Source organism: Streptomyces sp. NPDC048258 (assembly GCF_043201995.1).
GTDB lineage: Bacteria > Actinomycetota > Actinomycetes > Streptomycetales > Streptomycetaceae > Streptomyces.
The window spans coordinates 204,775-224,475 of the sequence record NZ_JBICZH010000007.1 but is presented as its reverse complement, the minus strand read 5'-3'; the positions used below and the strand labels follow the sequence as shown (position 1 = coordinate 224,475).

Here is a 19,701-nt window from a genome sequence, read left to right as displayed (position 1 = left end):
GGGGCCAGGGCCGGGGCCAGGGCCAGGGCCGGGGCCAGGGCCAGGGCCGGGGCCAGGGCCAGGGCCGGGGCCAGGGCCAGGGCCGGGGCCAGGGCCGGGGCCGGGGCCAGGGCCAGGGCCGGGGCCAGGGCCAGGGCCGGGGCCAGGGCCAGGGCCGGGGCCAGGGCCGGGGCCGGGGCCAGGGCCGGCCGGCTTCCGGGAGGGTCCTGAGTCCGCCTCGCCCCCGGTACCGCTGAGCCCGGGGACCTCGGCGGGAGGGCCCGCGCGGGCGGTGATCGTCGGGGTGAAGGGGCCCGTGGCGGGGCTGGCCGTCACCTCGGCCACCTCGCCCTGGAGGGTGCAGGCACCCAGGGCCGCGCCCTGGGCCCGGGCTACCCGGCGCGCCGCGGCGCAGGCGGTCTCCGGCCCGTGGGCCCATGTCGCCGCCGCCGCGAGCGCCGCCAGGTCCGCGGCCGCCGCCGCCCTGTGCCGGGCCACGACCGCCTGCCCGAGCAGCAGCACACCGCCGAGGACCGCCCCCAGCACCGTCGCCACCAGCACCGCCCACACCGTCGCCGAACCCCGGTCCCGGCTCACGGCGGCGGCCCCACGCTGTCCTCCGCCAAGGCCACGGCCTGCGCCCCGAGCCGCACCGGCAGTCCGCCCGGGCCCGGCGCCGGGGCTGCCACCCGCACCCGCCACAGGTCTCCCTCCCGCTCCAGCTCCACCCGCGCCCCCGACGGCGCGGCCGCCCGGGCCGCCGCCACCGCCACCTCGGCGGGCTCCGACCGGGCCGCCGCCCGGGCGCCGGCCCGGGCCGCGTCCACACACCGGATCTGCGCGGCCGCCGCCATCAGCGCCCACACCAGCAGCGCCGCGAACAGCACCAGCGCCGGAATCACCAGGGCGGCCTCCGCCGTCACATACCCCCGGTCGCCCATTCCCCGGATTCCCCCGGGATTTCTCTCAGAACGGCACATCGAGCGCCTTCCCGATGGTCGACTGAAGGGCCGTGGCGACCACTTCGCTCGTCACCACCTTGTACAGAACAGCCGCGAACGCACAGGCCGCGATCGTGCCCATGGCGTATTCCGAGGTGGACATCCCCGCGTCGCTCCCGCGACCTCGCAGCGCCGTCCGCACACGAAACCAGATGATCCTCATGGCAACCTCCTGTTGATTTTCCTGCTGATGTGCGTGGTTAATGTGGCGTCAGGTGTTCGTGAGGAGACCCGAGGCCATTCCGATCACCACCGGAGCGACCCCGATCGCGAGAAAAGCGGGGAGAAAACACAGCCCCACCGGTGCGGTGACGAGCACCGCCGCCCGCTGCGCCCTGGCGCCCGCCTGCCGGGTCCGGTCCTCCCGGAGCGCCGACGCGAGCCGAGAGACCGGTTCCGCCGCGGGAGCGCCCGTCCGGGCGGCCCGTTCCAGGCATTCCGCGAGGGCCCGGGCACCCGGTATCTCCGCCAACCTCCCCCACGCGGCGCCTGGTTCGCCCCCGAGCCGCAACTCCGCCCCGGCCCGGGCCAGCCGCTCGCCCACCGGGCCGCGCAGCGACTCCCCCACCACCTCCGCGGCCTCCACCGGCCCCGCCCCGGCCGCCAGGCAGGCGGCCAAAAGATCGGCTGCGAACGGTAGCTGACGCTCCGCCTCACGAAGGTCCACCCCGGCCGCGGGCCGCGCTCTGGACTGCCACCTCCGCGTCCCGAGCGCCGCCACGGCGCCGACGGCCACTCCGGCCACCCCGCCGATGAGCACCCAGCCCGCCAGCAGCGCCCCGGCCGGCCAGGCCCAGACCGCCACCACCCCGCGCAGTCGGGCACCCGGCACCGGCTCCCGCGGGCCCGGCCGCACCCCCAGCAGGGCTCCGATCCTGCGCCGGGCGCGCCGCACCCGGAGCCTTGCCGCCACCGCCGACACCGCGCACAGCGCGGCCACCGCCAGACACAGCACGATCCCCAGCCTGTGGATCGCGAAGCCGTCCATCACCGCTCCCCCATCCGTACGATCCGCCGGCACCACAGCAGCCCCAGCGCCTCCAGCACCCCGCCCGCGAGCAGGCAGCCCCACCCCATCCGGGTGTGCAGCAGCACCCGCAGCGGCTCCGCACCCAGCCCGGTGCCGATCAACAGGCCCACCACGGGCAACAGGGCGAGCACCACCGTCGTGGACCGCGCCCCCGCCAACTGGGCCCGCAGCGACTCCTGCCTGTCCCGCTCGGCCCTCAGGGCCCCCTCCAGCCGGTCCAGCCCGGCGGCCAGGCCCGCACCGCCGTCCACCGACACCCGCCAGCAGGCGGCCATGCCGGCCAGCCCCTCCGCGCCGGGCTCCCGCGCCGCCTGGCTCAGCGCCCCGGCCACGTCCCCGCCGAACGCCGCGGCGGCCAGCACTCCCGCCTCCATCGCACCCGGACCGCCGGGGCCGGGCGCCGTCCGCCGTATCGCCGCCGTCAGGGCCTGCCCGGGCTGGGCTCCCGCCCGCAACTCCCCCACCGCCGCACCGCACAGCGCGACCACCTCGGCGGCCCGCGCCACCCGGGCCCGCTCCCGCGCCCGGATCCGCAGCCACCGCCGTACCAGCGGGACCGCGGCCGCACCGGCCAGCAGCGGGATCACCGACCCGCCGAGCACCGCGACCACCAGCCCGGCCCCGAGGCACGCCCACTCCCGCCACCGCGCCGCCCGCATCCGCACGGCGGCCAGCAGCCGGTCCAGGCGCACCGGCCCGCGCGGTGCCACCGGACAGCCCCCGGCCGACACCACCGCCCGGGCACGCCGGGAGACCCGGTCGCCGCCGGTCAGACCCCAGGCGGCCGCCCCGGCGCACAGCACCCCCGCGAACACCGGCACCGGCAGCGCCGCCACGGCGCTCACCGGGCACCTCGCAGCAGCGGGCGCAGCCGCTCCCAGCCCCGCTCCCGTACGAATCCCCGCTCGGACCAGCGCAGCGCCGGCACGGTGACCACGATTCCCGCGGCATCCCGCTCCAGCACGTGCACCTCGGCCACCCGGCGCCGCCCTTCCCGGTCCCGCACCAGGTGGACCACCAGGGTCAGCGCGGCCGCCAACTGGCTGTGCAGGGCGGCCCGGTCGAGCCCGGCCGCCGTCCCCAAGGCCTCCAATCGTGCCGGGACATGGGCCGCGGCATTGGCATGGACCGTGCCACACCCGCCTTCGTGACCCGTGTTCAGAGCCGCGAGCAGGTCCGCGACCTCGGCTCCCCGGACCTCGCCGACCACCAGCCGGTCGGGCCGCATCCGCAGCGCCTGGCGGACGAGATCGGCCAGGGTGACCAGACCCGCGCCCTCCTGGTTGGCGGGCCGGGCCTCGAGCCGCACCACATGCGGATGGTCGGGGCGCAGCTCGGCCGAATCCTCTGCCAGCACGATCCGCTCACCGGGGCCGACCAGCCCCAACAGGGCACTGAGCAGGGTGGTCTTACCGGTTCCCGTCCCGCCGGAGATGAGGAAGGAGAGCCGGGCCTCGATCATCTCCCGCAGCAGCCGGTGCCCGCCGGGCGGCAGTGTCCCCGCCGCGACCAGTTCCTCCAGCGTGAACGCCCGCGGCCGCACCACCCGCATGGAGAGGCAGGCCGACCCGACCGCCACCGGTGGCAGCACCGCGTGCAGCCGGGTGCCGTCGGGCATCCGGGCGTCCACCCAGGGCCGGGCGTCGTCCAGCCGGCGCCCCGCGACAGCGGCCAGCCGCTGGGCGAGCCTGCGCACGGCCTCCGGGTCGGTGAAGGTCACTCCCGTGAGCTCCAGCCCGCCGCCCCGGTCCACCCACACCCGGTCGGGGGCCGCCACCAGCACATCGGTGACGTCCGGGTCGGCGAGCAGGGGCTCCAAGGGTCCCGCGCCGACCAGCTCGGACCGTAACTCGGCGGCGACGCCGAGTACTTCCGCGTCACCCAGCAGCCGTCCCTGGGCCCGCAGGGCCGCCGCCACCCGCGCCGGAGTCGGTTCCGCCCCGCTCTCGGCGAGCTGGCGGCGTACCGCGTCCAGAAGCAGCGCGCTCATGCCGGCACCCCCTGGGCGGAGCCGAGCGCCCGCTGCCAGAAGCCGTCGCAGAAGCGGGCCAGCGCGCCGCGCCCCTGGGCGCCCGGCGGTTCCCCCTCGGCCACCCGCCCGGGAAGTCCCACCTCGACCGGCACCTCACCGGCCAGCGGCGCGCCCAGCAAGGCGGCCACCGCCTCCGGGTCGAGACCGCCCGGGCAGCGGCCCCGTACGACGACGCGCACGTCCCGGGCCACCATCCGCACCCCGGCCGCCACCCGGCCCGCGGCGGCCACGGCCCGCAGCTCGCCCGGCACCACCATCAGCACCAGGTCGAGCTGGGCCAGCACCTCCGCCACGCCTTCGTCCACCCTTCGCGGGAGGTCGACCACCACGACCCCGCCCCGGCGGCGCGCGGCCGACACCACCGACCGCATCGCGGCGGGCGGCACCACCACCCGGTCCCCGCGGTCCCAGCTGAGCACCCGCAGGGCGTGCAGTTCGGGCAGGGACTCCTCCAGGGCTCCGGCACCCATCCGACCGCGCGAGGCCGCGAAGTCGGGCCAGCGCAGTCCCTCCGCGCCCTCACCGCCGAGCAGGACGTCCATGCCCCCGCCCAGCGGGTCTCCGTCGATGAGGATGGTCCGCTCCCCGGTGCGCGCGGCGCGGACGGCGAGTGCGCAGGCGAGGGTGGAGGCCCCGGCCCCGCCGCTGCCGCCGATCACCCCGACGGCGAGCGCGGGCCGTCCGGCTCCCTCCACCACGTCGGCGATGCGGTCGACGAGACGGCTCTCGGCATCGGGGAGCCTCAGCACCTCCTCGGCGCCGATCTCCACCGCCCGCTGCCACACGAGGGGGTCATCGAGATCCCGGCCGACGAGGAACACGCCGTCCCTGCGCGGCGCCCCGCGCACCCGCCGGGCCGCGTCGTCCCCGACCAGCACCAGGGGCGCGGATTCCCATCCGACACTCCCACCCGGCCCGCCCAGCCCCTCCGGCCCACCCGGTCCGCCCGCGCCGTCCTGCTCCGGCACCTCGTGGTGCACGTGCGGCTCGGCGCCCGCGGCGGCGCACAGCCGCAGCAGATCGTCGAGCAGCAGGGGATCCTCGGTGATGATCAGCGGACGCCCGCCGCCGGCCGCACCCGCGGAGGTGCCCCCGACCCCGCCCACCACGGACTTCGGCGTTTCACACGACTTCGATCGAGCCACGATCTCCGCCCCCTTCTCACTGCAAATCCAGCACCGCGGACTTCGCGGCTGGAATCACCGTGCAGCGATCGGGAAAAAGAAGTGGATCTTGCTCGAAAACTGTGGACACCGAGCCGATTGTGAATAACCCGGTCACCCTCGCAGGTGAGTTCCGGAGCGCGGCGGAACCACTACGCAGCGTCACGAGTCAGGAGAGGTGAGGGGCCTTCGCCGTGGAGGCCTCGCACGACAGGAGGGCCGCAGGAATGGTCACTTGGGGCCGAAGGCAGGGACGCGAACCGCGTCCGGACATGCGACGACCCCCGCCGGGGGGGAGAGCGGGGGTCGTCCCCACGGTCCGACTCGGGGGGGGAGGAGCCAGACCGGGTTAGCACGGTCGCGAACGATCCGTGACTTCCATGGTGTACCCGAGAGCCTTCTCAGGCAAACCCACGCGCCACACCTTACGCCGAATGGTGGGCGCATATGCTCGGGGCGTGGAAAATCAGCCCTTGCCGCACTCCTCGCCTCGCACCGCAGCCTTCTTCGACCTGGACAAGACGGTCATTGCGAAGTCGAGCACCCTGACCTTCAGCAAGTCGTTCTACCGGGGCGGCCTGATCAACCGGCGAGCCGTGCTGCGCACCGCGTACACGCAGTTCATCTTCCTGGCCGGCGGCGCCGACCACGACCAGATGGAACGGATGCGCGAGTACCTCTCCGCCCTCTGCAAGGGGTGGAACGTGCAGCAGGTGCGGGAGATCGTCGCGGAAGCCCTGCACGACCTCATCGACCCGATCATCTACGACGAGGCCGCGTCCCTGATCGAGGCCCACCACACCGCGGGCCGCGACGTCGTGATCGTGTCGACCTCCGGCGCGGAGGTGGTCGAGCCGATCGGCGAGATGCTCGGCGCCGACCGGGTCGTCGCCACGCGCATGGTCGTGGGCGAGGACGGCTGCTTCACCGGCGAGATCGAGTACTACGCCTACGGACCGACGAAGGCGGAAGCCGTCCGCGAGCTCGCGGAGTCCGAGGGGTACGACCTCGCCCGGTGCTACGCCTACAGCGACTCGGCCACCGACATCCCGATGCTGGAGGCGGTCGGACACCCGCACGCGGTCAATCCCGACCGGGCACTGCGCAAGGAGGCCTTGGCACGGGAGTGGCCGGTGCTCGTGTTCAACCGCCCCGTGCGGCTGAAGCAGCGGTTGCCCGGGCTGTCGATGCCCGCGCGGCCGGCGCTGATCGCGACCGCCGCCGTGGGTGCGGCCGCCGTCACGGCCGGGCTGGTCTGGTACGCGAGCCGGCGCCGGGGCCGCGCGTCGGCCGCCGCCGCGTCCGCCTGACGAACGCCCGCAGCCCCGCCTGAGCCCGCCCGAAGCCCGTCTCCGCCCGCCTGCAGCCCACCTGCAGTCCACCGGGGCGAATGTCCTGACCTGGGGCGATACGGACCGTCCGGTTCGCCCGAAGTCATCCCGGTAAGTAAAAAGTGGAGCTAGGGGTTTCGCATGGCTCCCAAGCGGAGTACAAATAAAGCAACGGCCCGCGAGACCAAAGAACATCCGAGAGGATCATCTTTAAAACGCAGTAAGGCCCACGGACCGAAGCATGAACGTCTAGCACCCACGCGACGTCGACCCGTCGATTACGGGCCAGCCGCACCAGGTGACGGGCAAAGTTCCCGACCTGATGGGCAACCATCGAGGACGCTTGGTAACTGGGCGTAAGTGCCAGCGGCGACACCAAAGCAAGACGGTGTCGCCGCAACCCATGTCCGGCCACTTTCGGCCAGATTCAGCCACGGCCGGCCAGGCCACGGCCAGCCACCAGGGCCAGCCAGGACCGGCAGAAAAATCTCAGGCCGCGCCGCGCTGCAGCGCCTCACAGACGGCCGTCGACTCACGCACCCCGAGCTCGATCGCCCGTCCGCAGTGGGCGATCCAGGCGGCCATTCCCTCCGGGGTACCGGAGACATAGCCCTCGAACGCGGCCAGGTAGGCCTCCCGGCCCTGTTCCGCATGGCCGACTTCCGCCGAGCAGATCGCCTTCGGGTCCAGCCCGCTGTTGATCAGGACGATGCGCTCGGCCGCCCGCGCGACCAGGCCGTTGTAGGTCGCGAAGGGGCGCAGGGCCAGCAGTTCCCCGTGGACCACCGCCGCCGTGATCAACGCCGGGGCCGAGCCACCCGCGATGATCAGGCGGGAGAGGCCGTCCAGCCGGCCCGCGACCTCCTCGGCGCTCGGCAGCGGAAGCTCGACCAGCGGTTCGTCCACCGGCTCACCCGCCAGGCGGGGGCGGCCCACCACGTCCCCGTCGGCCGTCGACCCGACCGCCACGAGGTGGAGCCGCGCCAGAACCCGTAGTGGCGACTGACGCCAGATGCTCAGCAACTGACCCGCCTCGGCGGTGAGCCGCAGCGCGGCGCCCACCGTCAGCGCCTCGGGCTCCGACCCGAAATCGGTCCGCCGGCGCACCTCCTCCAGCGCCCAGTCCGCACCGGACAGCGCCGCGCTCCCACGGGCGCCGCGCAGCGCGGCCTCCGAGGTGATCTCGCCACTGCGGCGACGCATCACCCGGTGCCCGTAGACCCGGTCCACGGCCTTGCGTACGGAATCCACGGAATCGGCGACACCCGGCAGCCCGGACAGGGCGGCCAACGGGTCAGAAGCGCTACTCATAAGTAGGGAGCCTACGCACTGCGCACCCGTAGCACCGACCCCTCCTTGGAGTGGTCTTCTTCACTCACCTTGACAACCCAGCGCAGCCGACCCGCTACGCTTGGTGAACATGAAGATCGCTTTCGTGGGAAAGGGCGGCAGCGGCAAGACGACGCTGTCCTCCCTCTTCATCCGCCACCTCGCCGCCAATGAGGCCCCCGTCGTCGCGGTGGACGCCGACATCAACCAGCACCTGGGCGCCGCGCTCGGGCTCGACGAGGGCGAGGCCGCCGCACTGCCCGCCCTGGGCGCGCACCTGCCCCTGATCAAGGAGTACCTGAGGGGCTCCAACCCGCGCATCGCGTCCGCCGACACGATGATCAAGACGACCCCGCCCGGCCGGGGTTCGCGCCTGCTGCGGGTCACCGAGGACAACCCGGTGTACGAGGCCTGCGCGCGCACGCTCCTGCTCGACGGGGAGCCCGTACGGCTCATGGCCACAGGGCCGTTCACCGAGGCCGATCTGGGCGTGGCCTGCTACCACTCCAAGGTCGGGGCGGTCGAGCTGTGCCTCAACCACCTCGTCGACGGCCCCGACGAGTACGTCGTCGTCGACATGACCGCCGGATCGGACTCCTTCGCCTCGGGCATGTTCACCCGCTTCGACGTGACGTTCCTGGTCGCCGAGCCGACCCGCAAGGGCGTCTCCGTCTACCGCCAGTACAAGGAGTACGCGCGGGACTTCGGGGTCACACTCAAGGTCATCGGCAACAAGGTGCAGGGCCCGGAGGACATCGAGTTCCTCCAGGACGAGGTGGGCGAGGACCTGCTGGTCACCGTCGGGCACTCCGACTGGGTACGGGCGATGGAGAAGGGCCGGCCGGCCGCCTTCGAGCTGCTGGAGGCGACCAACCGGCTGGCCCTCCAGGCGCTCCAGGACGCGGCCGACGACTCGTACGCGCACCGCGACTGGGAGCGGTACACCGAGCAGATGGTGCGGTTCCACCTCAAGAACGCGGAGAGCTGGGGCAACGCCAAGACCGGGGTCGACCTGGCGGACCAGGTCGACCCCGAGTTCGTCCTGCGCGAGAGTCGCGAGAGTCGCGAGGCTCGTGAGGGGCTCGGCGATGCCGAGCCCGTAGCGGAGACGGCCGACTCGGACGCGCTCGTCAGCCCTCGTCCGACCCGGCATCAGCCGGCTCCGCAGCCGGCTTGACCCCGGCGGGGGCCGTCGGCGGTGCGGGCGGCGGCCCCGCGGTCAGGAACTTCGTCCAGCCCTCCTTGGGTGCCTCGCCGACGTCGAGAGTGCGCATCCACTCCAGGGTCTTGGGGTCCTGGGCGTCCAGCCAGTCCGCCAGCTCGCGGAACGGCACGCAGCGGACCTCCTTCTGGGTGCACATGCCCTTGATGGACTCCTCGACGGCGCGCATGTAGGTGCCGCCGTTCCAGGACTCGAAGTGGTTGCCGATGATCAGCGGTGCGCGGTTGCCCTGGTAGACCCGGTCGAAGGCCTGGCGCAGACCGTCGCGCATCTGGTCGCCCCAGTACGCGTGCTGCGAGGGGTCGCCCTGCGAGGTCGTTCCGGACTGGTTCGTCATGAAGTTGTAGTCCATGCTCAGGGTCTCGAAAGCGCGGCCCGGCACGGGTACCAGCTGCAGCGGGATGTCCCAGAGCCCGTCCGTCTTCTTGGGCCAGATCTGCTTGCTGATGCCGCTGGAGTCGTAGCGGAAGCCCATGCCCTTCGCCGCCAGCATGAAGTTCTTCTGGCCTTCGAGGCAGGGGGTGCGGGCCCCGACGAGCTCCTTGTCGTAGTCGAAGGGAAGTGCGTCCATGGCCTTCAGGCCCGCGTTCGTCTTCCAGTTCTTGACGAACGACTTGGCCTGATTGATCTCGCTCTTCCACTCGTCCACGGACCAGGTGCCGACGCCGCCGTCGGGGCCGCAGAAGTGGCCGTTGAAGTGGGTGCCGATCTCGTTGCCCTCCAGCCAGGCCCCGCGGACCTGGGTGGCGGTGTCCTTGATGCCCTGGAGGTCGCCGAAGCCGATGTCCGAGCGGCCGGACTCGTGCTGCGGGGCGGTGTAGAGGGAACGCTTCTCCTCCGGAAGCATGTACACGCCGCTGAGGAAGTACGTCATCCGGGCGTTGTACTTCTTGCCGACCTCGCGGAAGTGCGAGAAGAGCTTCTGGCTGTCCTCGCCGGCGCCGTCCCACGAGAACACCACGAACTGCGGCGGCTTTTCGCCGGGCTTCAGCTTCTGCGCCTTCTGCGCGTGCGGCTGCGGGCCGGTGTACGCGGTCGAACCGTCGCCGATGAGCCGGTTGACGCTGCCGGGAGCCTCGGGGGCGGCGGCGCCCTTCCGGGCGTTCTGGCTTCCGGGGGCCGGGGCATCGGCGGGTCCCGAGGCGCTGCACCCGGCGACTCCCAGGACCAGCGCCGTGGCGGCCAGACCACCGGCGATCTTCTTCGTGGCGGCGATCATCCGCCCCACCTCTCCCTCGCAGTTCATCGCAGGACTTCCGCGCCGCAACGTCCCACGCGATCCGATGTGAGGAAGGTGTGACAAGCCGGACAAAATGCTTAATCACCCTAGAGGGTTAATTCATAGGCCATTTGCCGGTATTACCCACCATCGCTCTTTACTCTCCATTACCATCCATTTACCGAGTGTTGAGACTCCCGCCGCTTCATCCCTCCCCCAGAGGAGACGGGACCTTATGACAGCCACCTCCCCCACACCGACGAACAACCTCTCCGCGGACCTCTCCGCCTCCACCGCCGTCTTCCTGATCGCCCTGCCGCTCTCGCTCGGCATCGCCCTGGCCACCGGAGCGCCGCTCCAGGCCGGCCTGGTCGCCGCGGCGGTCGGCGGGATCGTCGCCGGACGGCTCGGCGGCGCCCCGCTCCAGGTGAGCGGGCCCGCCGCCGGACTCACCGTCGTCACCGCCGAGTTGATCCAGCACTACGGGTGGCGTACCACCTGCGCCATCACCGTGCTCGCCGGCCTCTGCCAGCTCGGCCTCGCCCTGCTGCGCACCGCCCGGTCGGCACTCATGGTCAGCCCCGCCATCGTGCACGGCATGCTCGCCGGCATCGGCGTGACCATCGCCCTGGCCCAGCTCCACATCGTGCTCGGCGGCACCCCGCAGAGTTCCGCCGTCGCCAACGTCCTCGGCCTGCCCGCACAGTTGGCCGATCTGCACCCGGTCGCGCTCGGCGTCAGCGCGCTGACGCTGCTCGTCCTGTTGAGCTGGCCGAGGCTGCCGGGGCGGACGGGCCGCGCCCTGCGCAAGGTGCCGGCGGCGCTCGCCGCCGTGGCGACGGCCACCGCCTTCGCCGCCCTGGCCGGCCTCAGCCTGCCCCGCGTGGACCTGCCGTCCTGGCGCAGCCACGCCCTGCCCGAAATCCCCGAGGGCCCGGTTCTCGGCATCATCGCCGCCGTGCTGACCATCACCCTGGTCGGCAGCGTGGAGTCCCTGCTCTCCGCGGTCGCGACCGACAAGCTGATCGCCTCCGAGCGCGGTACGGGCAACCGTCCGCCGCGCGCCGACCTCAACCGGGAACTGCGGGGGCAGGGCGCGGCGAACATCGTCTCCGGGGCCCTGGGCGGACTGCCCGTCACGGGTGTGGCCGTCCGCAGCGTCGCGAACGTCAAGGCCGGGGCCGCCAGCCGGAAATCGGCCATGCTGCACGGGTTCTGGGTGCTGCTCGCGGCCGGTCTGCTCGTCCCGGTCCTCGACCTGATCCCCCTCGCCGCGCTGGCCGCCCTGGTGATGGCGGTGGGGGTCCAGATGGTCAGCATCACGCACCTGCGCAGCGTCACCCGGCACCGGGAGATCCCGGTCTACGGCACGACCATCGCGGCCGTGGTCCTGGGCGGGGTCCTGGAGGGCGTGGCCATCGGCATCGCGGTGGCCGTCGCGCTCGCCCTGCACCGGCTGGCGCGGACCCGGATCACACTGGAGCAGCTGGAGACCGGGGTCCACCGGGTGTGGGCGCGCGGCCAGTTGACCTTCCTCGCGGTGCCGCGGCTGAGCCGGGTGCTGAACCAGATCCCGCACGACGGACGCGCCGTGATCGAGCTGGACGGCTCGTTCATGGACCACGCGGCCTACGAGACGCTGCAGGACTGGCAGGACTCCCACCGCGCCCACGGTGGATCGGTGGAGGTCACCGGCCGACGCGCCGACGGGGCGCACGCCTCCGAACCGGCCCCGCGCGCCCCGCAGCGCGGGGGCCACCAGTGCTGTCGCCCCTGGACGCCGTGGCAGAACCACTGCGACCACCGCGCCACGGACACCCGTACGGACACGGCCGCGGCGGAGACCACGGCGTCGGGCACGGCAGCGGACGGCTCGGACGCGGACGCCTCGGACGCGGCGGGGGCTCCCATGTCGGCGGCGTCAGCGGCGGCGGCCGCGGCGCGGGCTCCCCGCCGGCGCGGCGCCGGTCAACTGGCCAACGGGATCAGCGCCTTCCAGCGCGACACCGCGCCCCGCGTACGGGACGAGCTGGCCCGGCTGGCCCGCGAGGGGCAGCGGCCCTCCCAGCTCTTCCTCACCTGCGCGGACTCCCGCCTGGTGACCAGCATGATCACGGCCAGCGGCCCGGGCGACCTGTTCACGGTCCGCAACGTCGGCAACCTGGTCCCGCTGCCGGGGGCCGAGTCCACCGACGACTCGGTCGCGGCCGCCATCGAGTACGCGGTGGACGTGCTCAAGGTGGACAGCATCACGGTGTGCGGGCACTCGGGCTGCGGGGCCATGCAGGCGCTCCTCAGCTCCTCCCCCGCGTCCCCGATGACCCCGTTGCACCGCTGGCTCCGGCACGGGCTGCCCAGCCTGGAGCGGATGGCCAGCCGGCACCACGCCTGGGCCCGGATCTCGGGCCGGCTCCCGGCCGACGCCGTGGAGCAGCTGTGCCTGACCAACGTGGTGCAGCAGCTGGAGCACCTGCGGGCCCACGAATCGGTGGCGAGGCGGCTCGCCGAGGGCACGCTGGAGCTGCACGGGATGTACTTCCACGTGGGCGAGGCCCAGGCCTATCTGCTGTCCGAAGGCGAGGACTTCTTCGACTGCCGGGTCTTCGACACCGTCGGGCAGAACGCCTGAACCACAGCGGCAATGAACCGATAGCCTCCCGTATCCGTGCAATCGTGTGGCCCCTTCTCGCACCCTGCAGCGGGAAGGGGCCGTCGCATGGGTCTGGACGTGCTATAGGTCTAAACCAATTTCCGGCTACCCCTTGTCACCTGGGCCGCTGACTGATGAGCTATGCCCGGGGACACAACGGACACCCTGGGAAAGGGAGATGTCGTGAGCAATGAAAGCCTGGCCAATCTGCTCAAGGAGGAGCGGCGGTTCGCACCGCCCGCCGATCTGGCCGCCGCCGCCAACGTGACACAGGCTGCGTATACACAGGCCGACGCGGACCGGCTGGGCTTCTGGGCCGAGCAGGCCCGGCGGCTGACCTGGGCCACGGAGCCGACCGAGACGCTCGACTGGACGAACCCGCCCTTCGCGAAGTGGTTCGCGGACGGCAAGCTGAACGTCGCGTACAACTGCGTGGACCGGCACGTCGAGGCCGGCAACGGCGACCGCGTCGCCATCCACTTCGAGGGCGAGCCCGGCGACAGCCGCGCGATCACCTACGCCGAGCTCAAGGACGAGGTCTCCCAGGCCGCGAACGCCCTGACCGAGCTGGGTGTCGAGGCCGGCGACCGCGTCGCCGTCTACCTGCCGATGATCCCCGAGGCGGTCGTCGCGATGCTCGCGTGCGCCCGCATCGGCGCCGCGCACTCCGTGGTCTTCGGCGGTTTCTCCGCCGAAGCGGTCGCCTCCCGCATCCAGGACGCCGACGCCAAGCTGGTCATCACCGCCGACGGCGGCTACCGCCGCGGCAAGCCGACCGCCCTGAAGCCCGCCATCGACGAAGCCGTCGCCAAGTGCCCGCAGGTCGAGCACGTGGTCGTCGTACGCCGCACCGGCCAGGACACCGCCTTCACCGAGGGCCGCGACGTCTGGTGGCACGAGGTGGTCGGCCGCCAGTCCGCCGAGCACACGCCGCAGGCCTTCGACGCCGAGCACCCGCTCTTCATCCTGTACACCTCGGGGACCACGGGTAAGCCCAAGGGCATCCTGCACACCTCGGGCGGCTACCTCACCCAGACCGCGTACACCCACCACGCGGTCTTCGACCTGAAGCCGGAGACCGACGTCTACTGGTGCACCGCCGACATCGGCTGGGTGACCGGGCACTCGTACATCGTCTACGGGCCGCTCGCGAACGGCGCCACCCAGGTGATGTACGAGGGCACCCCGGACACCCCGCACCAGGGCCGGTTCTGGGAGGTCGTGCAGAAGTACGGCGTCACCATCCTCTACACGGCGCCCACGGCCATCCGTACGTTCATGAAGTGGGGCGACGACATCCCCGCGAAGTTCGACCTGTCGAGCCTGCGCGTGCTGGGCTCGGTCGGCGAGCCGATCAACCCCGAGGCCTGGATCTGGTACCGCAAGCACATCGGCGGCGACCGCTGCCCGATCGTGGACACGTGGTGGCAGACCGAGACCGGCGCGATGATGATCTCCCCGCTGCCGGGCGTCACGGAGACCAAGCCGGGTTCGGCGCAGCGCGCGCTGCCCGGAATCTCCGCCACCGTCGTGGACGACGAGGCGCACGAGGTCCCGAACGGCGGAGGCGGCTACCTCGTCCTCACCGATCCGTGGCCGTCGATGCTGCGCACCATCTGGGGCGACGACCAGCGGTTCATCGACACCTACTGGTCGCGCTTCGAGGGCAAGTACTTCGCGGGCGACGGCGCCAAGAAGGACGACGACGGCGACATCTGGCTGCTCGGCCGCGTGGACGACGTGATGCTGGTCTCCGGCCACAACATCTCGACCACCGAGGTCGAGTCGGCGCTCGTCTCGCACCCCTCGGTCGCCGAGGCGGCCGTGGTCGGCGCGAACGACGAGACCACCGGCCAGGCCATCGTGGCCTTCGTCATCCTGCGCGGCAGCGCCTCCGAGACCGAGAGCCTGGTCGCGGACCTGCGCAACCACGTGGGCGCCACGCTCGGCCCGATCGCCAAGCCGAAGCGGATCCTGCCGGTCCAGGAGCTGCCGAAGACCCGCTCGGGCAAGATCATGCGCCGTCTGCTGCGCGACGTGGCGGAGAACCGCGCGGTCGGTGACGTCACCACCCTCGCCGACTCCTCGGTCATGGACCTGATCCAGTCCAAGCTGCCGTCCGCCTCCAGCGAGGACTGACGACAGCAGGGGCCACAGGCCTGAGGGCGTCCGGTGCGCAACGCGCCGGACGCCCTTTTCGCGCATAAAGTGACGATCGCCGGATACGCCCTTGGCTGCGCCCTGTAAAATATTGAAAGCGTCAAGAAAGTCCACAGGGTGAGCCGGGAAGTCTGGTCGGCAACTGCATTCGTCATGCCGTCGACCAACCGGAGGTTCCCTTCCGTGGCCACGCCCCACCCGACCGGCCCCCAGCGCCGCAAGTTCCTCGGCCGGCTCTCGCTGCCCGAGCGCCGCTTCGTGGCGGATGCGCTGCGCACCGAGACCGTCGGCGGTGTCCTGCTGCTCGTGGCCGCGGTCGGCGCCCTGATCTGGGCGAACACGCCCGCTCTGACGGAGAGCTACAACACCGTCCGCGACTTCCACTTCGGCCCCGCCGCCCTCGGCCTGGACCTGTCGATGCAGCACTGGGCGGCCGACGGACTGCTCGCCATCTTCTTCTTCGTCGCCGGCATCGAGCTCAAGCGCGAGCTGGTCGCGGGCGACCTGCGCGAACCCAAGGCCGCCGCCCTCCCCGTCATCGCCGCCGTCTGCGGCATGGCCGTCCCGGCCGGGGTCTACACCCTCGTCAACGTGCTCGGCGACGGCTCGCCGGCCGGCTGGGCCGTCCCGACCGCCACCGACATCGCCTTCGCGCTCGCCGTCCTGGCGGTCATCGGCACCTCGCTGCCGTCCGCCCTGCGCGCCTTCCTGCTCACCCTCGCCGTCGTCGACGACCTCTTCGCGATCATCATCATCGCGGTGTTCTTCACCAGCGAGATCGACTTCCTGGCCCTCGGCGGCGCGGCCGTCGGCCTGGCGCTGTTCTGGTTCCTGCTGCGCCGGGGTGTCCACGGCTGGTACGTCTACGTCCCGCTCGCCCTGGTCATCTGGGGCCTGATGTACAACAGCGGGGTCCACTCCACCATCGCCGGTGTCGCCATGGGCCTGATGCTCCGCTGCCACCGCAAGGACGGTGAGGAGCACTCCCCCGGCGAGCGCATCGAGCACCTCGTACGGCCCATCTCGGCCGGTCTCGCCGTGCCGCTCTTCGCGCTCTTCTCGGCCGGGGTCTCGCTCTCCGACGAGGCCATCGGCCAGGTCTTCACCCGGCCGGAAACCCTCGGCGTCGTCCTCGGCCTGGTCGTCGGCAAGACGGTCGGGATCTTCGGCGGCACCTGGCTGGCCGCGCGCTTCACGAAGGCAGAACTCAACGAGGACCTCGCCTGGCCGGACGTGCTCGCCGTCGCCTCGCTCGCCGGCATCGGATTCACCGTCTCGCTGCTGATCGGCGAACTCGCCTTCGCCGACGACCCGATCCTCATGGACGAGATCAAGGCAGCCGTCCTGATCGGCTCCCTCATCGCCGCGATCGTCGCGTGCGTCCTGCTCAAGCTCCGCGACCGCAAGTACAAGGCGCTGACCGAGGCCGAGGAGCGGGACGAGGACCTCGACGGCATCCCGGACATCTACGAGGAGCACACCCCGGCGTACCACCTGCGGATGGCGAAGATCTACGACGAGAAGGCCGCGGAGCACCGGCGCAAGGCTGAAGCGGCGGCCGGGTCCAGCATCGAGGGCGACCGTCCGGCATGATCTGACTGGGACTGCCGGTGAAGGACAGCCGCCGGCAGCAGACGACAGAGGGAGAGAGCGATGAGCGCAGTGGACCAAGGGGCGCAAGGAGCCGAGCGCACGCTCGGCCAGCTGGTCGCCTCGGCCACCGCCGAGATGTCCGCCCTGGTGCACGACGAGATCGCCCTCGCCAAGGTGGAGATCAAGCAGGACGTCAAGCGCGCGGGCATCGGCAGCGGCGCCGCGATCGTCGCGGGCGTGCTCGTGCTCTTCTCCCTCCCCGTACTGAGTTTCGCCGCGGCCTACGGGATCCATAACCTCGGGCTCGGCCTCGCCTGGTCGTTCCTCATCGTCGGCGTCGCGTTCTGGCTGCTCGCGGGCCTGGTCGGGCTGCTCGCCGTCGTGAAGTTCAAGAAGGTCAAGCCGCCGGTGAAGACCATCGAATCGGTCAAGCAGACCGCCGCGCTCGTCGGGACCGTCAAGCCCCACGCGCGGCCGTTGAGTGACAAGGCCGTGGGTGTGGCACGCTCGTCCTCATGACAGCCCCCTCGCCGGACCCCAGCAATCCCCCCACTGCTGCCACGGCGGTGCGGCTCGACCTCCCCGGCGGACGAGCGGTGACGCACCGGGACGTCGCCGCCAACGGCGCCCGCTTCCACGTCGCCGAGCTCGGTGACGGGCCGCTGGTGCTGCTCCTGCACGGCTTCCCGCAGTTCTGGTGGACCTGGCGGCACCAGATGGTGGCGCTCGCCGACGCGGGCTACCGGGCGGTCGCGATGGACCTGCGCGGCGTGGGCGGCAGTGACCGCACCCCGCGCGGCTACGACCCCGCCAATCTGGCGCTCGACATCACCGGGGTCGTACGGTCCCTCGGCGAGCCCGACGCCGCGCTCGTGGGGCACGACCTGGGCGGCTACCTCGCCTGGACGGCGGCCGTGATGCGGCCCAAGCTGGTGCGCCGCCTCGTCGTGTCGTCCATGCCGCACCCGCGCCGCTGGCGCTCGGCGATGCTGTCGGACTTCGGTCAGACCCGGGCGAGTTCGCACATCTGGGGCTTCCAGCGGCCGTTCGTCCCCGAGCGGCAGCTCGTCGCCGACGACGGGGCCCTCGTCGGGCAGCTGATCAGGGACTGGTCCGGACCGCGGCTCCAGGAGGACATGACCGACGAGGACATCGCCGTGTACCGGCGGGCGATGTGCATCCCGTCCACCGCGCACTGCTCGATCGAGCCGTACCGGTGGATGATGCGGTCCATGGCACGGCCCGACGGGCTCCAGTTCAACCGTCGGATGAAGCGGCCGGTACGGGTGCCGACGCTGCACCTGCACGGCTCGCTCGACCCGGTGATGCGTACGCGGAGCGCGGCCGGCTCCGGCCAGTACGTCGAAGCCCCGTACCGGTGGCGGCTGTTCGACGGCCTCGGGCACTTCCCGCACGAGGAGGACCCGGTGGCGTTCTCGACCGAGCTGGTGAACTGGCTCAAGGACCCCGAACCCGACCGTTAATCGGTATGACAAGCATTCAATTGCCTGGCGCATAGGCCAATTGGCCGCCTCGTACGGGGTTACCGACCTTGGGGCACGGGCACAGCTCGGAGTATGGGCTGGACGCACGACTACGGTGACACCGCACACGAACGCCGCTCGGCAGCGACGCCGGGCACCCACGAGAGGGCCGGCCGTCACGGCCATGACCTCCGACTCGGGATTCCGCGCATCCTGCGCCGCCGGGCCCTCTGGGTCTCGGCGCGCCTGCGCCATCAGCGGACGTAGAGACCGGCGGGCTCCCCGCTTCGGGATCGGCGTGTCAGAGGGCGCAGCCCTGGCTGTCGACCCGCTGCTCGGCGATCCGGCCGATCCGGATGTCGTCGCGGATCTCGTCCGCGGTCAGCGCGTAGCCGGTGTTCGGGTCGTCGAGGGACTTCGCGAAGACGACCCCGTACACCTTGCCGTCGGCCGTCAGCAGCGGGCCGCCGGAGTTGCCCTGGCGGACCGTCGCGTACAGCGAGTAGACGTCCCGTCGGACGGTACCCCGGTGGTAGATGTCCGGGCCGTTGGCGTTGATCCGGCCGCGGACGCGGGCGGAGCGGACGTCGTACGCGCCGTTCTCCGGGAAGCCGGCGACGATCGCGTCGCTGCCGCTCGCCGCGTCCCGGTCGGTGAACTCCAGCGCCGGGGCCTTCAGCTTGGGCACGTCCAGGACGGCGATGTCGCGCTCCCAGTCGTAGAGCACGACCTTGCCGTCGTACAGCTTGCCCTCGCCGCCGATCTGCACGGTCGGCTCGCCGACTCCGCCGACGACGTGCGCGTTGGTCATCACCTTGCCGGGCGCGAAGACGAAGCCCGTGCCCTCCAGCACCTTGCTGCAACTGGGGGCGGTGCCGACGACCTTCACGATCGAGCGCTTGGCCTGCTCCGCGACGGGGCTGCTGGCGAGCGCCGGATCGGGCGCCTTCACCTCGGTGATGGGCTCGTTGGAGAACGGGCTGAACACCTGCGGGAAGCCGTTCTGCGCCAGGGTGGCGCTGAAGTCCGAGAACCAGGTGTTCGCCTGGGCGGGCAGCACCCGCGACACGCCCAGGAGCACCTTGGAATTGCGGACTTCCTTGCCCAGCGTGGGAAGTGACGTACCGGCGAGCGCGGACCCGATCAGCCAGGCCACCAGCAGCATCGCGATGACGTTGACCAGGGCCCCGCCGGTCGCGTCCAGCGCGCGCGCCGGTGACCAGGTGATGTGGCGGCGGAGCCGGCTCCCGAGGTGGGTGGTCAGGGCCTGGCCGATCGAGGCGCAGACGATGATCACGACGACGGCGATGACGACGACCGTGGTGGACACCCGGGTGCCGTTGTCCGTCACCCGGTCCCAGACCAGCGGGAGCAGGGACACGGCGACGAGACCACCGCCGAGGAAGCCGATCACCGACAGGATGCCGACGACGAAGCCCTGGCGGTAGCCGACGATCGCGAACCATACGGCGGCGAGCAGCAACAGGATGTCCAGCACGTTCACATGG

The 19,701-nt window shown here is 72.1% G+C and carries 17 protein-coding genes and 1 pseudogene; 8 read left to right on the top strand and 10 right to left on the bottom strand.

Annotation, left to right across the window (positions count from 1 at the left end):
• A partial coding sequence (locus ACGFYQ_RS18710; protein ID WP_393745117.1) for a hypothetical protein occupies positions 1-236 on the top strand: 236 nt, incomplete at its 5' end.
• Positions 237-315: 79 nt separating this feature from the next.
• Here the strand turns inward: ACGFYQ_RS18710 and ACGFYQ_RS18705 are convergent.
• The 7 genes and pseudogenes from ACGFYQ_RS18705 to ssd form a co-directional block, all read right to left on the bottom strand.
• Positions 316-525: pseudogene (locus tag ACGFYQ_RS18705) on the bottom strand (Rv3654c family TadE-like protein); the annotation flags it as partial.
• Between the two features lie 47 nt (positions 526-572).
• A complete protein-coding gene (locus ACGFYQ_RS18700) occupies positions 573-920 on the bottom strand; it encodes a TadE family type IV pilus minor pilin (RefSeq protein ID WP_393745115.1) in 348 nt (115 codons plus the stop codon).
• 25 nt (positions 921-945) lie between these two features.
• Positions 946-1,143, bottom strand: a complete 198-nt coding sequence (locus ACGFYQ_RS18695; protein ID WP_319729372.1) for a DUF4244 domain-containing protein — start codon at positions 1,141-1,143, stop codon at positions 946-948.
• Positions 1,144-1,191: 48 nt separating this feature from the next.
• Positions 1,192-1,968 (bottom strand): type II secretion system F family protein, encoded by a 777-nt coding sequence (locus tag ACGFYQ_RS18690; protein ID WP_393745112.1) that lies wholly within the window; start codon positions 1,966-1,968, stop codon positions 1,192-1,194.
• A complete protein-coding gene (locus ACGFYQ_RS18685) occupies positions 1,968-2,855 on the bottom strand; it encodes a type II secretion system F family protein (protein ID WP_393745110.1) in 888 nt (295 codons plus the stop codon). The genes ACGFYQ_RS18690 and ACGFYQ_RS18685 overlap by 1 nt, the downstream gene beginning before the upstream one ends.
• Positions 2,852-4,000, bottom strand: coding sequence for a TadA family conjugal transfer-associated ATPase (locus ACGFYQ_RS18680; protein WP_393745108.1), 1,149 nt, complete (start codon positions 3,998-4,000; stop codon positions 2,852-2,854). The genes ACGFYQ_RS18685 and ACGFYQ_RS18680 overlap by 4 nt, the downstream gene beginning before the upstream one ends.
• Positions 3,997-5,151, bottom strand: coding sequence for a septum site-determining protein Ssd (gene ssd, locus ACGFYQ_RS18675; RefSeq protein ID WP_393745333.1), 1,155 nt, complete (start codon positions 5,149-5,151; stop codon positions 3,997-3,999). Before ssd ends, ACGFYQ_RS18680 begins: the two co-directional genes overlap by 4 nt.
• A 488-nt stretch (positions 5,152-5,639) precedes the next feature.
• Between ssd and ACGFYQ_RS18670 the strand changes: the two genes are divergently transcribed.
• On the top strand, positions 5,640-6,515 hold the full coding sequence (locus ACGFYQ_RS18670; protein ID WP_393745106.1) for an HAD family hydrolase: 876 nt from the start codon (positions 5,640-5,642) through the stop codon (positions 6,513-6,515).
• Between the two features lie 510 nt (positions 6,516-7,025).
• On the opposite strand, the gene ACGFYQ_RS18665 is transcribed toward ACGFYQ_RS18670, so the two are convergent.
• Positions 7,026-7,847 (bottom strand): oxidoreductase, encoded by an 822-nt coding sequence (locus ACGFYQ_RS18665; RefSeq protein ID WP_393745104.1) that lies wholly within the window; start codon positions 7,845-7,847, stop codon positions 7,026-7,028.
• Between the two features lie 109 nt (positions 7,848-7,956).
• Between ACGFYQ_RS18665 and ACGFYQ_RS18660 the strand changes: the two genes are divergently transcribed.
• Entirely contained in the window at positions 7,957-9,042 is a 1,086-nt protein-coding gene (locus tag ACGFYQ_RS18660; protein ID WP_393745102.1) for an ATP-binding protein, read from the top strand.
• Here the strand turns inward: ACGFYQ_RS18660 and ACGFYQ_RS18655 are convergent.
• Complete coding sequence (locus tag ACGFYQ_RS18655) at positions 8,996-10,306, bottom strand: hypothetical protein (RefSeq protein WP_393745100.1); 1,311 nt, start codon at positions 10,304-10,306, stop codon at positions 8,996-8,998. The genes ACGFYQ_RS18660 and ACGFYQ_RS18655 overlap by 47 nt on opposite strands.
• 235 nt (positions 10,307-10,541) lie before the next feature.
• Here ACGFYQ_RS18655 and ACGFYQ_RS18650 point away from each other — a divergent pair, with 235 nt between their 5' ends.
• The 5 genes from ACGFYQ_RS18650 to ACGFYQ_RS18630 all read left to right on the top strand — a co-directional run bounded on the left by ACGFYQ_RS18650 (position 10,542) and on the right by ACGFYQ_RS18630 (position 18,193).
• On the top strand, positions 10,542-12,935 hold the full coding sequence (locus ACGFYQ_RS18650; RefSeq protein WP_393745098.1) for a SulP family inorganic anion transporter: 2,394 nt from the start codon (positions 10,542-10,544) through the stop codon (positions 12,933-12,935).
• 162 nt (positions 12,936-13,097) lie between these two features.
• Positions 13,098-15,095 (top strand): acetate--CoA ligase, encoded by a 1,998-nt coding sequence (gene acs / locus ACGFYQ_RS18645; RefSeq protein WP_393745096.1) that lies wholly within the window; start codon positions 13,098-13,100, stop codon positions 15,093-15,095.
• A 204-nt stretch (positions 15,096-15,299) separates the two neighbouring features.
• Positions 15,300-16,709 carry a Na+/H+ antiporter NhaA gene (gene nhaA, locus ACGFYQ_RS18640; protein ID WP_393745094.1) on the top strand — a complete coding sequence of 470 codons (1,410 nt, stop codon included), beginning with the start codon at positions 15,300-15,302 and terminating at the stop codon, positions 16,707-16,709.
• Positions 16,710-16,769: 60 nt separating this feature from the next.
• Positions 16,770-17,228: a phage holin family protein gene (locus tag ACGFYQ_RS18635; protein WP_393745092.1), complete on the top strand. Its 459-nt coding sequence runs from the start codon at positions 16,770-16,772 to the stop codon at positions 17,226-17,228.
• Positions 17,225-18,193 carry an alpha/beta fold hydrolase gene (locus tag ACGFYQ_RS18630; protein WP_393745090.1) on the top strand — a complete coding sequence of 323 codons (969 nt, stop codon included), beginning with the start codon at positions 17,225-17,227 and terminating at the stop codon, positions 18,191-18,193. Before ACGFYQ_RS18635 ends, ACGFYQ_RS18630 begins: the two co-directional genes overlap by 4 nt.
• 301 nt (positions 18,194-18,494) lie before the next feature.
• On the opposite strand, the gene ACGFYQ_RS18625 is transcribed toward ACGFYQ_RS18630, so the two are convergent.
• Positions 18,495-19,697, bottom strand: a complete 1,203-nt coding sequence (locus tag ACGFYQ_RS18625) for a MarP family serine protease (protein WP_393745088.1) — start codon at positions 19,695-19,697, stop codon at positions 18,495-18,497.
• Positions 19,698-19,701: the final 4 nt, after the last annotated feature.